A 13,600-nucleotide genomic window follows, 5' to 3' on the forward strand; every position below is an offset into this window, starting at 1 on the left:
CTCGCCAAACGGCTCTGATACCTCCACATTAGGGCTGGGACGGGTGGTTTCCCGGGCTGCCATTAATGGCGGCGCCGGGTGTATGCAGGTTCGCCATAACTATACCTTGATTGCCCCGACTTCTCCGGATTTGCGGTTTCGACGGGTTTCGGCGTCACCTTAGGACTGCGCGGCTTGCTGCCGTCGCGCCAACAATAAACGATCAATCACGAACTCTACGCGAGCAAACTGAATGTCATCTCCTACCAACAAGATCGCGCTCTTCATCGATGGGGCCAATCTCTACGCGACGGCGAAAACTCTCGGCTTCGACATCGACTACAAGCGACTGCTGAAGGAGTTTCAGAGCCGCGGGACGCTACTAAGGGCGTTCTATTACACCGCCATCATCGAGGATCAGGAATACTCCTCGATCCGCCCGCTGATCGACTGGCTGGATTATAACGGCTATACGGTGGTCACCAAGGCGACCAAGGAATTCATCGACGCCTCCGGCCGCCGCAAGGTCAAGGGCAACATGGATATCGAGCTCGCCGTGGATGCGATGGAGCTCGCCGAGCACATCGACCAGATGGTGCTGTTCTCGGGCGACGGCGACTTCCGCTCGCTGGTCGAGGCCGTCCAGCGCCGCGGCGTGCGGGTTACGGTGATTTCCACCATCGCAAGCCAGCCGCCGATGATCGCCGACGAGCTGCGCCGTCAGGCCGATGTCTTCACCGACCTTGTCGAGCTGCAATCCAAGCTCGGCCGCGACCCGTCCGAACGCCCCGCCCCGCGTGATCGCGGCGATCGCGAGCCGCGCCATCATGCGCCGCAATTCCTCCAGCGCGCGACGACGATGGCGCCGAGGGGCGATGACGACCTCGAGGAGTGAGGCGGCACGGTCAAACCGCCAGCCTCTCGCCCTCGTCCCTGATCGTGACTGTCCGCTCTGTCCGCGCCTGGTCGCCTTTCGCGAGGCGAACCGCGCGCGCGAGCCGTTATGGCACAATGCGCCGGTCGCGCCGTTCGGCGACATCAAAGCGCGCCTTTTGATCGTCGGCCTCGCGCCGGGCATGCAGGGCGCCAACCGCACCGGCAGGCCGTTCACCGGCGACTATGCCGGCGACCTGCTCTACGCCACGCTGCTCGAATACGGATTCGCCAAGGGGACCTATCAGGCCCGCCCCGACGACGGGCTGAAGCTGGTCGACTGCCGGATCGCCAATGCCGTGCATTGCGTTCCGCCGCAGAACAAGCCGCTGCCGGTCGAGATCAACACCTGCCGCCAGTTTCTCGTCGCGAATCTCGAGACGATGCCGAAGCTGCGCGCGATCATCGCGCTCGGGCGGATTGCGCACGACAGCGTGCTCAAGCCGCTGAAGCTGAAGGCCTCGCAAGCCCCCTTCGGCCACGGCGCCGTGCATCAGGCCGGCGCGTTCAAGCTCTACGACAGCTATCATTGCTCGCGCTACAATACGAACACGCGCGTGCTGACCACGGACATGTTCCGGTCTGTGTTCGCGAAGGTGAAGGCCGACCTCGATTAGTCTTTGGATCAGGCCTTGGCCGGGTTGGCCTTGAGCCAGTCCAGGACATCGCCGGCGTTCCGGTCGGGCGGAAACACCGGATAGAACACATGCGTGATCCTGGCATCGTCGATAACCAGCGCGAGGCGCTTGATCAGCGTCAGGTCTGCGACCTCCATGGTCGGCAAGTTCAGCGCACGCGTGAGTGCCAGCTTCTCGTCCGACAGCACCGGGAACGGCAGATGCAGCCGGGAGGCCATTTCGGTCTGGTAGTCGTTGCCTTGGGTCGAGAGACCGTACACCTGGGCGGCGCCGGCGGCCTTCAGCTCGGCAAACAGATCGCGAAACGCGCAAGTCTGCGGCGTACAACCGCGCGCGCCCGGGATCATATCCCAGTCGTCGACCAGCGCGATCTTGCCGGGCTCGCCGGTGCGCGGATAGGCGAACACCACGGTCCGGCCGCGCAGGGACGAGAGCGTCACCGATGTATCGTCGGTCGCAAGCAGGCTGACCGGCGGCAATGCCATCCCGGCGAGATGGGCTGCGCCGCCGTCATCGGCGGGCGCGGCAATCCGGCTCCAATCGACCTCGAGCAGGTTCCGCTGGTTCATCTCGCTATCCCCTCGCCCGCATCAGGCGGCCCTTCTCTCGACTCCAGTCGCGCTTCTTCTCGGTCTCGCGCTTGTCGTGCAGCTTCTTGCCCTTTGCAACCGCGAGCTGCAATTTGGCGCGACCGCGCTCGTTGAAATACAGCTTGAGCGGGATCAGCGTCATGCCCTCGCGGTCGACCGCGCCCATCAGCTTGTTGATCTGCCGCCGATGCAGCAGCAGCTTTCGGGGCCGCTTGGGCTCGTGATTGAAGCGATTGCCCTGGAGATATTCGGGGATGGTGGCGTTGATCAGCCAGATCTCGCCGTTCTTCGAATCGGCATAGGACTCCGCGATCGTGCTCTTGCCGTTGCGGATCGACTTCACCTCGGTGCCGGTCAGCGCAATGCCCGCCTCGATCGTGTCCTCGATGGCGTAGTTGAAGCGGGCCTTGCGATTCTCCGCCATGACCTTGATAGGACGTTCGTTCTTATCGGCCATGACTTGGAAAACCTGGTCAACAAAGCTGATCGCGATGCGCGCGTAAGCTAACAGTTTGGACGAAGCGCGCGCGTCACTTCTTGAGGAGATCGCGGATCTCGGTCAGCAGCTCGACCTCCGCGGACGGTTTCGCAGGAGCCGCAGGCGCGGCCTCCTCCTTGCGCTTCAGCGTGTTGATGCCGCGGATCACCAGGAACAGCACGAAAGCAACGATCATGAAGTTGATCGTGAGCGTGAGGAAGCTGCCCCAAGCGAGCACGGCACCTTGCTTTTTCGCGTCAGCTAAGTTGGTGGCGGTAACGGCTTTCGACAAGGGGGTGAAGTAGTTCGAGAAGTCGAGGCCGCCGGTGATCGCGCCGATGATCGGCATGATGACGTCGCCGACCAGCGACGTGACGATGGCGCCAAAGGCCGCGCCGATGATGACGCCGACCGCGAGATCGACCACGTTGCCCTTGACGGCGAACTCCCGGAACTCCGTGAGCATCCGCCTGCCCGATTGCTCGACTCCCATAAAAACCTCCCCGGTCGGCTAACGCATCAATTGATCAGGCCAGCGTGCACCATGGCGCTGCGCACGGCAACGCGCGTCGGCTCCGAGACCGGGACCATCGGCAGGCGCAGCGTCTCGTCCAGCTTGCCGAGCAGCGACATCGCGTACTTGATCGGCGCCGGATTGCTCTCGATGAAGAGGTTGTTGTGCAGCGGCATCAGCTTGTCGTGCAGCTTCAGCGCGGTGGCGTGGTCGCCCTTCGCCCAGGCCGCCTGGAACTCCGAGCACAGGCGCGGCGCGACGTTCGAGGTCACCGAGATGCAGCCATGGCCGCCATGCGCCATGTAGCCGAGGATGGTCGCGTCCTCGCCGGATAGCTGGTTGAAATCCTCGCCCATCGCGGCCCGCTGCTGCGAGACGCGGACCATGCTGGCGGTCGCGTCCTTGACGCCGGCGATGTTCTTCAGCTCCCACAGCCGCTTCATGGTGTCGACCGACATGTCGATCACCGAGCGCGGCGGGATGTTGTAGATGATGATCGGGATGCCGATCGCATCGTTGATCGCCTTGAAGTGCTGGTACATGCCTTCCTGGGTCGGCTTGTTGTAGTAGGGCGTCACCACCAGCACGGCGTCCGCGCCCGCCTTCTCGGCGTGCTGGGCAAGCTCGATCGCTTCCTTGGTCGAGTTGGATCCGGCGCCGGCAACGACGGGTACGCGTCCCCCGGCTTCAGCGATGCACCATTCGACGACCTTCTTGTGCTCGTCATGGCTGAGCGTCGGGCTCTCGCCGGTGGTGCCGACCGGGACCAGGCCGTTGGTGCCCTCGGAGATCTGCCAATTGACCAGCGAGCGGAACGCCGCCTCGTCCAGCGAGCCGTTCTTGAACGGCGTGACCAAGGCGGTGAACGACCCCCGGAATTTCGTCTTGGCTGCCATGGACTTCCTCCGTACGCGGCTATCTCGTGAGCAAGCCCCCTTCATACCGGGTCTGATCCGGCGGTAAAAGGCCCGCTGCCGTGTGACGCACCGTTTAGGCCGCGATTTTGCCGCGGTGGTGGTGCAAACCCGCGCCCGGTAAGCGGCTGTTGGTATTTTGTCCGCATATTCAATCAAATACAGCCAGATCTTGTACAGATAGGTCTTGAGCCAATTGACTGATTCGGGGCGACGAAACGCCGTGATCTCACTTCCGCGCGCCGCATGGCGATCCCTAGGTCTGGTCGTGTGCCTGATGGCAGGGCTGACGGTCGGCTGCGCCGCCCTGGCCAAATCCAACGAGACGGCCGCTGAAGGCGCCAAAGACGCTGCGAAGCCAGCCGCCAAGGGATCGGCGAAAGAGACGGCCAAGGGAACCGGCAAGGACACGGCGAAAGGCGCGACCAAGGGAGCAGCCGGCGCCCCGGCCAAGGATGCCGCGAAAAAGCCGGCCAAGGACGGCGCCAAGGACAGTACCAAGGACGCTGGCAAAAATGCCGGCAAGAGCGCCGGGAAGGAACCCGCGAAGGACAAGCCCAAGCCCGCCGCAGCCGCCGCGCCGAAATCAACGCCGACGGCCCATGGCTCGCCCCCCAAAGCCGCACCGGCTGTGACGGCTACGATCAAGCCCAGTGCCCCGGCTCCCGCAAAGCCCATAGCTGCTCCCGTGCTGGCACCTGCGACCCGCCAGCATGCGACGCCGCGCAAGCCGGTCACGCCCGCCGCGGTCGCTGCGACCTCGTCGACGTCGCAGGCCGACAAGGACACGCTGGAGACCGTCATCGAGCTGGTGCGCAAGCGCAAGGCGGGTGACGCGACCGATGCCGCGGCCTCGATTTCCGATCCCGTCGCGCGAAAGCTCGCGGAATGGATCATCCTGCGCAGCGAGAACAACGGCGCGACCGTCGAGCGCTACCGCGCCTTCATCTCCGCCAATCCGAGCTGGCCGTCGCAGACCTTCCTGCGCCGCCGCCTGGAAGCTGCGATGTGGGATGACAGGCGCGACGATTCCGTCGCGTGGTCGTGGTTCGAGAATGAATCTCCCATGTCCGCCAAGGGCCGCTTCACGCTCGCCAAGGCGATGCTGGCGCGCGGCGATCGCGCCAATGCCGAACGGCTGGTGCGCGAAGCCTGGCGCAGCGACCCGATGTCGGAGGACACCGAGAACAACGCGCTCGACCAGTTCGGCGCGTTGCTGACGCCGGGCGACCAGAAGGCGCGGATGGACACGCTGCTCTACGGCAGCGAGAACGAGGCGGCGCTGCGTGCAGCGAAGCGCCTCGGCGCCGGCTATCTCGCGCTCGCAAGGGCCCGCATCGCCGCCGTCAAGAAGGCGCCGAACGCGCACGCGCTGCTCGACGCCGTGCCGCGCGAGCTGCACAACGATCCCGGCTTCATCTTCAGCAAGATCCAGCTGCTGCGCCGCGAGGAGAAGTTCGCCGAAGCCGCGCAGCTGATGCTGTCGGCGCCGAAGGATCCCAACCGGCTCTACAATCTCGACGAATGGTGGATCGAGCGGCGCCTGCTGGCGCGCAAGATGATCGACACCGAGGAATTCCGTAGCGCCTATCTGATCGCGCGCGACGCGGCCCTGCCCTCGCGCGACATCTACAAGACCGAGCAGGAATTCACCGCGGGCTGGATCGCGCTACGGTTCCTGAACGATCCCGCGGCGGCCACCCAGCATTTTGCCCGCATCGGCGTCGGCAGCGTCAATCCGACCACGCTGGCGCGCGCCGGCTATTGGCAGGGTCGCGCGGCGGAAGCCGCGGGCCGGCAGCAGGAGGCGCGCAACGCCTACGCGCGCGCCGCCGAGCAATCCACCAGCTATTACGGCCAGCTCGCACGCGCCAAGCTCGGCCTGCCGCAGATCGAGCTCAACAGCCAGCCGCGCGGCCGCGGCGCCGAGCGGCTCGAGATCGTGCGCGCCGCGCAGCTGCTCTACGAGCTCGACGAGCGCGAGATGGCGATCCCCGTTCTCGCCGACATGGGCGAGAACGGCGATGCCGAGGCGCTTGCGGGCCTCGGCGAGCTCAGCCAGCGCTACAGCGACGCACGCGGCATGCTGCTGCTGGGCAAGGCCGCGCTCAACCGCGGCCTACCGTTCGACTTCTACGCCTACCCCGTCAACGGCATCCCGCAATTCACGCCGATCGGCCCCGAGGTCGAGCGCAGCATCGTCTATGCGATCGCGCGGCAGGAAAGCGCGTTCAACCCTTCCGTGGTCTCGCCGGCGCAGGCCTACGGGCTGATGCAGGTGACGCCGGATGCCGCCCGCTATGTCTGCAAGCGGCATGGCGCGACCTACGATCTCGGCCGGCTGAAGAACGACTCGGTCTACAACGCGACGCTCGGCTCGGCCGAGCTCGGCGGCCTGCTCGAGGATTATCGCGGCTCCTACATCATGACGTTCGCCGCCTACAATGCCGGCCGCGGCAGCGTGAAGAAGTGGGTCGACCGCTACGGCGATCCGCGCGATCCGAAGGTCGACGCGGTCGACTGGGTTGAGCTCATTCCATTCTCCGAGACGCGCAACTACGTGCAGCGGATCATGGAGAACCTTCAGGTCTATCGCGCCCGTTTCGGCGGCGGCACGCGGTTGCAGATCGAGGCTGACCTGCGCCGCGGCGCCGGCAGCGTGCAGTAAAGCACCATCCTGCAATTCAGTGATCGCCCGGCTGGCGGCCTCGCGGGCTGGCCGCGACGGATATGCGCGAAGCCCATGCTTCGGCTGACATCGCGTTTGATGTTGCAAAAAAGTCACACAAGCGCATACATCGCTGAGAGCAAACTCGTTTTGTTTCGAAGATCGTTGGGAATATTCGAGCGAAAACACGCGCTTCCAAATTGACCGGCCCAAGTAATTAGATGCATAAGGCTCGCACCGGAGAGGTGGCCGAGTGGCTGAAGGCAACGCTTTGCTAAAGCGTCATACGGTCTCAAGCTGTATCGAGGGTTCGAATCCCTCCCTCTCCGCCACCCAGCCCTGGAATCAAGGATCCGCGCGTCTTTCACCTGAAAGCGATCGTGGAGCGGCTGCGCAAACCTGGCGCCGAGGATCGGCGCGGCTGAGATCAGCCGATGCGCGCTGTCGTTATATATGCGTGTTCGCATCTCACGGCCGGATCGCCAGACCCGCCAATGCCCGGAGCTGCGCCGGCACAGATGGTGAGCGGCAGGATGCCGGTCTTGTGCGGCCGTCCGAGCTCCAGATCGCAATCGTCGGGCGCGATCTGAATCGGCAGCCATTGACCCAATCCTGAGTCATTCTTGTCGGGATCGCTCATGCCGCGCGGGTTACGTGGCGGCACGACGCAGGAGCTTGATTCAGCGCAACCCGACAGCCCCGTGAAAGCACGGGGGCGGATGCGATTCCCGGTCTAGTGGGCGGAAACCCACGCCCTCGCCTCGCGCTGCGCGGCCGAGATCTCGGTCTCCGACATCTGACCGGCAACTTCCTGGCGCAGCACCACGGCATCCTTGCGGCCCTTCAGGGCGGCGAGGTTGAACCATTTGTGGGCGGCGATGAGATCGACGAGGCCGGAGCGGCCGCTCGCCCAATAGATCCCGCGCTCGAACAGCACGTCCGACAGCGCGCTCGCGTCGATCGGCGTCGCCGTCTCCAGATCGAATGTACCCTGAAACATAACGCATCCCCTTTTTTCTTGTGCCGCCTCGTCCCCCGAGCGCGGCTCCCGTCCAACTTTGATGTGCATGACCCTTCCTCGATCGTGCACTGTTCAACTCTCCCCATGCCGTTTGCCGGCTTGTTGGAGGTTATGATGGCGGGCAAATTTGAATGGCAGTTTAAGTATCGCGATGAAGCAGACGTAAACGCAAACGCGTTCACCCGCGCGCGGAATTCAAAAAGCCCCTGATTTGCAGGCACTTCTGCGATTCGTCAGATTTGGTTTACCTTGGGATTTTGGGAGAACGATAACCATCGCGCGCGGTGGTGCGTGTGCCGTGGTTACAATTTGCGGGCGCGGATCGCCGGAAAGGGCCAGCGGTCCGCCTCGCGCGGGCGCGAGCCGCGGCCGTTATGCCGGCGGGCGCGAAGGACGGGACCCCGGAGATGCAATCGCATCGCATCGCGCGCGAACGGGGACCGTCGCAACACATGACGGTTCGCCGCAGCCCTCGCCTGCCCCATGGCAATGCGACGACGTTGCGTTCAGATCAGCAATGTGAGGAAAGAAATGCCGGCAATACCCCGGCCTCAAGAGAACGAGGGCGTCGGCGAACACGTCAGGATCAGATTTCACGTTGGCCCGAAGGCCGCCTGTGAAATTGCGGAGCTCCTTGCGGAGAACCGCACCGAACGAAGAAAACTTGTTTCTTCTGCCGGACCGGGCTTTAGCGAGCGAACCCGCGAAGCGAACGATCCGACCGTTGACCTGATGTCTCGCCGACACCCTCTATCGTCAACCAGGACCTCCAGGAGGTGCTGATGACGTGCCGGCTCTCGAGGAGCCGGCAACTTCAGAAGCGAAGTTACTTCTTCTTGGCGACCTTGCGGGTCTTCTTCGCAGTCTTCTTCACTGCGCTCTTCGCCTTCTTTACCTTCTTCGCCTTCTTAGCTTTCTTGGCCATGTTGCCCTCCGATGTGTGAGATGGCTTAATTGCTGTGCGCATTCGGGGATCGAATGCACTCACCCCGAATACACCAACACGACGAAAAAAACATCTTCCCACTTAAGGAAGTGTTGACGACGCAGCGCGCGTGCGCCAGCCGCGCTTGATTTGCCGATGCGCAGAGACACGTGTCCGCGATTGCAAATACTTCTCGCAGCGTCGACGTCGACAAGAGCAGAGATTGCGAAAAACCCTACGCAGCAAGTATTATTCTGCGCGCGCATATGATGCGCGATCGGTGCAACGATAAACGCTGCAAAGCGCTCGATCGCCTCGCGGGGGCGCGTCGTGGACTCTGAGTCGCGAATTTTGGCAATTAAATTATTTTCGTCCACAACGGCGCGAGCGCTCGTCCGAGCGTGTGCAAGCCGCCGTTTTGCGCGAATCGCGTGACGGCGATTCGGTGGCGTCGTGCGCCTTGAGCAGATGATGAGCGGGTGATGTTCACCGCCGACGATGCGCGCGAACGCCGCATCGCGAACCCGTCGCGAGGTGACGACGCGTGTTTCGTCACCTCGTTCGAACGTGTGAGATCAGATGCCGAGCTTCGACTTGAGCAGGTCGTTGACGCTCTGCGGGTTGGCTTTGCCGCCGGACGCCTTCATCACCTGGCCGACGAACCAGCCGAGCGACTGCGGCTTGTCCTTCACCTGCGCGGCCTTGTCGGGATTGGCCGCGATGATGTCGTCGACAACCTTTTCGATCGCCGAAAGATCCGTGACCTGCTTCATGCCGCGGCTTTCGACCAGCGCGCGGGGGTCTCCGCCTTCCTGCCAGACGATCTCGAACAGATCCTTGGCGATCTTTCCGGAGATCGTGCCCTCGCCGATCAGGTCGACGATCGCGGCCAACTGCTCGGCATTGATCGGAGAGCCCGTAATATCCCGGCCTTCCTTGTTGAGGCGGCCGAACAGCTCGTTGATCACCCAGTTCGCCGCCATCTTGCCGTCACGGGCGCGGTTGCCGAGCTTGTCCAGCACGGTTTCGTAGAACACCGCGCTCTCGCGTTCGGCGACCAGCACGCCCGCATCATAGGCCGACAGGCCGAGATCGGCGACGAAGCGCGTCTTCTTCTGGTCCGGCAGTTCCGGCAGCTCCGTCTTCAGCGCGTCGACGAACTCTTGGCTGAATTCCAGCGGCAGCAGGTCGGGATCGGGGAAGTAGCGATAGTCGTGCGCCTCTTCCTTCGAACGCATCGAGCGCGTCTCGCCCTTGTTGGGGTCGTAGAGCCGCGTTTCCTGGTCGATCTGGCCGCCGTCCTCCAAAATCTCGATCTGGCGGCGCGCTTCATACTCGATCGCCTGGCCGATGAAGGTGATCGAGTTCATGTTCTTGATCTCGCAGCGGGTGCCGAGCGGCGCGCCCGGCTTGCGCACGGAGACGTTGACGTCGGCGCGCAGGCTTCCCTTCTCCATGTCGCCGTCGCAGGTGCCGAGATAGCGCAGGATCGAGCGCAGCTTGGTGACATAGGCCTTGGCCTGCTCGGCATCGCGGATGTCGGGCTTGGAGACGATCTCCATCAGCGCCACGCCGCAGCGGTTGAGATCGACAAAGGACATGGTCGGCGACTGGTCGTGCAGCAATTTGCCGGCATCCTGTTCCAGATGCAGCCGCTCGATGCCGATGGTGGCGATCTTGCCGCCGTCCAGTTCGACGACGACCTCGCCCTCGCCCACGATCGGCGACTTGTACTGGCTGATCTGGTAGCCCTGCGGCGAGTCCGGATAGAAATAGTTCTTGCGGTCGAACACCGAGCGCAGGTTGATCTTCGCATTGAGGCCGAGCCCGGTGAGCACCGCCTGCCTGACGCATTCCTCGTTGATGACGGGCAGCATGCCCGGCATTGCGGCGTCCACCAGCGACACGTGGCTGTTCGGCTCGCCGCCGAACGCGGTGGAGGCGCCCGAGAACAGTTTCGAGTTCGAGGTCACTTGGGCATGGATCTCCATGCCGATGACCATCTCCCAATCGCCGGTGGCGCCTTTGAGAAGCTTGTGGGGTGCAGCAGGTGCGTTCATCGATCCAGGTCCGGATAAGATCATATCGGGGGCGGTCCGGCTTCGCGCAACGGATCGTGCCAGTCAAGCTTGAGATCAGGGCACGGTCCTTCCGACGCAGCACCGGCGCTCCGCTCCCGCCGCAACACACCGCCGGGCATTGACGCCAGCGCCTCAGATATCCTAGAAGTTGCACGCAGGGGGCACTGCGTATGTTCATTCGTGCTTTGATGTTGGCGGCGGCGGCCGTCATGCTCACATCGTGTGCGACACCATATCAGCAATCAGGTTTGATTGGCGGCGCGGAGGTCAGGGAATTGCGGCCTGACGTTTATCGGGTCACGTTCCAGGGCAACGGGTACACCACCCGCGAAACCGTCCAGGTCTACTGGCTCAACCGGTGTGCCGAGCTCGCCGTCGAAAAAGGCTTTGCGGGATTCGAGATCCTGTCGGACGTGCGGTTCGTCATGCGGCGTCCACCGACGGAGGATCGTCACGACGCCCGGCTCGCAAGTGCGATCCCATCGCTCAAGACGCAGATTCCGGTGTCGCGGGACGAAGCCTCCGCATTCAGGTTTCGACCTGACAGTGCCGATCCAGCCAACCGGCCGCTCGCGCCGGTCAGGTTGGCGCGCGGCGGCACGCTGTTCGTTTACTCGGCTCCCGTCGCGGCTGGTCCCAAGCCGGGGATCGAGGCTGACATCCACTTCCTGGCCGCACCGGTGAACGCGGCACCTCCCAGCGTGTTCAACGCCAGGACACTCCTCGCGCAGCTCGAGCCGATCATCAAGGCCGAGAAGTGTGGTGTCGGCAATGTCTGTCCGCATGTGCACGATTATCTGCTGCCGAAGGACATGCTGAAGCCGCAGCAGGGAATAGGTGGCGGTGCGCCTTCACTTCGCTAGCAGCGTGGCCGCGATCCGGTTCCACTCCGCCTCCAGTGAATCATTTGCCGCCACCTGGCCGGCCTGGCGGTACCAATAGCCGGCATTGCCGAGATCGCCTTCGACCCGGTGCAGATAGGCGTGCACCCAGGCGGCGTCGCGGCCGCTATCATTTTGAACGATCCTGTGCGCCTGGTCCCAGTCGCCCTTGCCGGCCCACCACAGTCCGGCGAGCGGCGCGTTCAGGTCCGGCGCCGGTGCTGCACCGTCGAGGCTCGCGATGAAATCAGCGACATTCACCACCACCTCGTCGGCGTGAAGCGGCCGGCAGCCTGCTCGATCACCTCGCCGAGCGAGAACAAAGTCTCCTCGTCGAAGGGACGGCCGATCAGCTGAAGCCCGAGCGGCAGGCCCTGCGCGTCCTTGCCGGCGGGCACGGCGATGCCAGGCAGGCCCGCCATGTTCACGGTCACCGTGAAGATGTCGTTGAGATACATCTCGACGGGATCGGCGCCGCCCTTCTCGCCGATGCCGAAGGCCGCCGACGGCGTCGCCGGCGTCAGGATGGCATCGACGCCCATGGCGAAACAGTCCTCGAAATCCCGCTTGATCAGCGTGCGCACCTTCTGGGCGCGCAGATAATAGGCGTCGTAATAACCGGCCGAGAGCACGTAGGTCCCGATCATGACGCGGCGGCGCACCTCCGCGCCAAAGCCTTCGGCGCGGGTGTTCTCGTAGAGCTCGTGGATGGTCTTGCCCTGCTCGCGCAGGCCGTAGCGAACGCCGTCATAACGCGCGAGGTTCGACGAGGCTTCCGCCGGCGCCACGATGTAATAGGCCGGCAGCGCATACTTCGTGTGCGGCAGCGACACCTCGACCAGCTCGGCGCCGGCCGTCTTCAGCCAGGCTGCGCCCGCTTCCCAAAGCTTTTCGATCTCGGCCGGCATGCCGTCGAGGCGATACTCCTTGGGGATGCCGATCCTCTTGCCCTTCACGGACTTTCCGATCGCGGCTTCGTAATCCGGCACGGGAATGTCGACCGAGGTCGTATCCTTCGGATCGTGCCCGGCCATCGAGCGCAGCAGCATCGCGCTATCGCGCACGCTGCGCGCGATAGGACCCGCCTGGTCGAGCGAGGAGGCAAAGGCGACGATGCCCCAGCGCGAGCAGCGGCCATAGGTCGGCTTGATGCCGACGGTCGCGGTGAACGCCGCCGGCTGGCGGATCGAGCCGCCGGTGTCGGTCGCGGTCGCCCCCATGCACAGCAGCGCCGCCACGGCCGAGGCCGAGCCGCCGGACGAGCCGCCCGGCACCAGCGTCGTGTTGCTTCCCTCACGCCGCCAGGGATTGCCGACGGGACCGAAGCACGAGGTCTCGTTCGCCGAGCCCATCGCGAACTCGTCATTGTTGAGCTTGCCGAGCATCACCGCGCCGTCGCGCCAGAGCTGCGAGGTGATGGTGGACTCATAGGTCGGCACGAAATTGCCGAGGATTTTCGAGCACGCCGTAGTGCGCACGCCCTTGGTCGCGAACAGGTCCTTGATGCCAAGCGGAATGCCCGCGAGCGGGCCGGCGTTGCCCTTGGCGATCTCGGCGTCCGCCTCGCGCGCCATGGCGCGCGCCTGGTCCGGCGTCTCCATCACGAAGGCATTGAGCACCCGCGCGGCCTCGATCGCGCTCAGATGCGCGTCGGTCAGCTCGAGGGACGTGAAGGTTTTTGCCGCGAGACCCTTGCGGGCCTCGGCGAGCGTCAGGGATGTCAAATCGGTCATTTATTGATCGGGCTGCAGAAGAACGGAGACAGGGTCTTGTCGTTGGCCGGGTCGTCTTTTGTCTTGGCGGCAGCGTTCGCTGCGGCCTCGATCTCGTCGAGCACGGCATTGACGGCGACATTGGGATCGGCGGCCTTGCCCTGCCGCTCCATCTTGTCGAGGTAGTTCATGTAGGCCTGATAGGCCTTCTCATCGTCGCAAAGCATGCACATCGGGCGGCGTCCTGAGACTCTTTAGTTTGACGC

At 64.0% G+C, this 13,600-nt stretch carries 14 protein-coding genes and 1 tRNA gene; 5 read left to right on the top strand and 10 right to left on the bottom strand.

Features of this window, described 5'->3' with window-relative positions; genetic code table 11:
* Nucleotides 1-232 precede the first annotated feature (232 nt).
* Both AB7532_RS20950 and AB7532_RS20955 read left to right on the top strand, forming a co-directional pair.
* Nucleotides 233-874 carry a LabA-like NYN domain-containing protein gene (locus tag AB7532_RS20950; protein ID WP_441236631.1) on the top strand — a complete coding sequence of 214 codons (642 nt, stop codon included), beginning with the start codon at nucleotides 233-235 and terminating at the stop codon, nucleotides 872-874.
* Nucleotides 855-1,529, top strand: coding sequence for a uracil-DNA glycosylase (locus AB7532_RS20955; RefSeq protein WP_441236632.1), 675 nt, complete (start codon nucleotides 855-857; stop codon nucleotides 1,527-1,529). Before AB7532_RS20950 ends, AB7532_RS20955 begins: the two co-directional genes overlap by 20 nt.
* Before the next feature lie 8 nt (nucleotides 1,530-1,537).
* Here AB7532_RS20955 and AB7532_RS20960 read toward each other — a convergent pair whose 3' ends face one another.
* From AB7532_RS20960 to dapA, 4 genes are all read right to left on the bottom strand, one after another.
* Nucleotides 1,538-2,119: a peroxiredoxin gene (locus tag AB7532_RS20960; protein WP_441236633.1), complete on the bottom strand. Its 582-nt coding sequence runs from the start codon at nucleotides 2,117-2,119 to the stop codon at nucleotides 1,538-1,540.
* A gap of 4 nt (nucleotides 2,120-2,123) precedes the next feature.
* Nucleotides 2,124-2,597 (bottom strand): SsrA-binding protein SmpB, encoded by a 474-nt coding sequence (smpB, locus tag AB7532_RS20965; RefSeq protein WP_061847806.1) that lies wholly within the window; start codon nucleotides 2,595-2,597, stop codon nucleotides 2,124-2,126.
* A 73-nt stretch (nucleotides 2,598-2,670) separates the two neighbouring features.
* The gene (mscL, locus tag AB7532_RS20970; protein ID WP_441239325.1) at nucleotides 2,671-3,084 is read right to left on the bottom strand and encodes a large conductance mechanosensitive channel protein MscL; all 414 of its coding nucleotides are present in this window, start codon (nucleotides 3,082-3,084) and stop codon (nucleotides 2,671-2,673) included.
* Nucleotides 3,085-3,137: 53 nt separating this feature from the next.
* Nucleotides 3,138-4,028, bottom strand: a complete 891-nt coding sequence (gene dapA, locus AB7532_RS20975; protein WP_441236634.1) for a 4-hydroxy-tetrahydrodipicolinate synthase — start codon at nucleotides 4,026-4,028, stop codon at nucleotides 3,138-3,140.
* A gap of 241 nt (nucleotides 4,029-4,269) precedes the next feature.
* Here dapA and AB7532_RS20980 point away from each other — a divergent pair, with 241 nt between their 5' ends.
* Both AB7532_RS20980 and AB7532_RS20985 read left to right on the top strand, forming a co-directional pair.
* Nucleotides 4,270-6,714 carry a lytic transglycosylase domain-containing protein gene (locus AB7532_RS20980; RefSeq protein ID WP_441236635.1) on the top strand — a complete coding sequence of 815 codons (2,445 nt, stop codon included), beginning with the start codon at nucleotides 4,270-4,272 and terminating at the stop codon, nucleotides 6,712-6,714.
* Between the two features lie 239 nt (nucleotides 6,715-6,953).
* A tRNA-Ser gene (locus AB7532_RS20985) sits at nucleotides 6,954-7,046 on the top strand.
* Nucleotides 7,047-7,141: 95 nt separating this feature from the next.
* On the opposite strand, the gene AB7532_RS20990 is transcribed toward AB7532_RS20985, so the two are convergent.
* The 3 genes from AB7532_RS20990 to gatB all read right to left on the bottom strand — a co-directional run bounded on the left by AB7532_RS20990 (nucleotide 7,142) and on the right by gatB (nucleotide 10,720).
* A complete protein-coding gene (locus AB7532_RS20990) occupies nucleotides 7,142-7,354 on the bottom strand; it encodes a hypothetical protein (RefSeq protein WP_441236636.1) in 213 nt (70 codons plus the stop codon).
* Nucleotides 7,355-7,447: 93 nt separating this feature from the next.
* Complete coding sequence (locus AB7532_RS20995; RefSeq protein WP_441236637.1) at nucleotides 7,448-7,714, bottom strand: hypothetical protein; 267 nt, start codon at nucleotides 7,712-7,714, stop codon at nucleotides 7,448-7,450.
* A 1,521-nt stretch (nucleotides 7,715-9,235) separates the two neighbouring features.
* Entirely contained in the window at nucleotides 9,236-10,720 is a 1,485-nt protein-coding gene (gatB, locus tag AB7532_RS21000; RefSeq protein ID WP_441236638.1) for an Asp-tRNA(Asn)/Glu-tRNA(Gln) amidotransferase subunit GatB, read from the bottom strand.
* 209 nt (nucleotides 10,721-10,929) lie between these two features.
* Between gatB and AB7532_RS21005 the strand changes: the two genes are divergently transcribed.
* Entirely contained in the window at nucleotides 10,930-11,604 is a 675-nt protein-coding gene (locus tag AB7532_RS21005) for a CC0125/CC1285 family lipoprotein (RefSeq protein ID WP_441239326.1), read from the top strand.
* On the opposite strand, the gene AB7532_RS21010 is transcribed toward AB7532_RS21005, so the two are convergent.
* From AB7532_RS21010 to AB7532_RS21020, 3 genes are read right to left on the bottom strand one after another with little or no spacing between them, the layout of a single operon-like run.
* Nucleotides 11,593-11,889 carry a hypothetical protein gene (locus tag AB7532_RS21010; RefSeq protein WP_441236639.1) on the bottom strand — a complete coding sequence of 99 codons (297 nt, stop codon included), beginning with the start codon at nucleotides 11,887-11,889 and terminating at the stop codon, nucleotides 11,593-11,595. The genes AB7532_RS21005 and AB7532_RS21010 overlap by 12 nt on opposite strands.
* Nucleotides 11,880-13,355: an Asp-tRNA(Asn)/Glu-tRNA(Gln) amidotransferase subunit GatA gene (gene gatA / locus AB7532_RS21015; RefSeq protein ID WP_441236640.1), complete on the bottom strand. Its 1,476-nt coding sequence runs from the start codon at nucleotides 13,353-13,355 to the stop codon at nucleotides 11,880-11,882. The genes AB7532_RS21010 and gatA overlap by 10 nt, the downstream gene beginning before the upstream one ends.
* Entirely contained in the window at nucleotides 13,352-13,567 is a 216-nt protein-coding gene (locus AB7532_RS21020; protein WP_441236641.1) for a hypothetical protein, read from the bottom strand. Before AB7532_RS21020 ends, gatA begins: the two co-directional genes overlap by 4 nt.
* Nucleotides 13,568-13,600: the final 33 nt, after the last annotated feature.

It is taken from the genome of Bradyrhizobium sp. 930_D9_N1_4, from assembly GCF_052076015.1.
Lineage (GTDB): Bacteria > Pseudomonadota > Alphaproteobacteria > Rhizobiales > Xanthobacteraceae > Bradyrhizobium.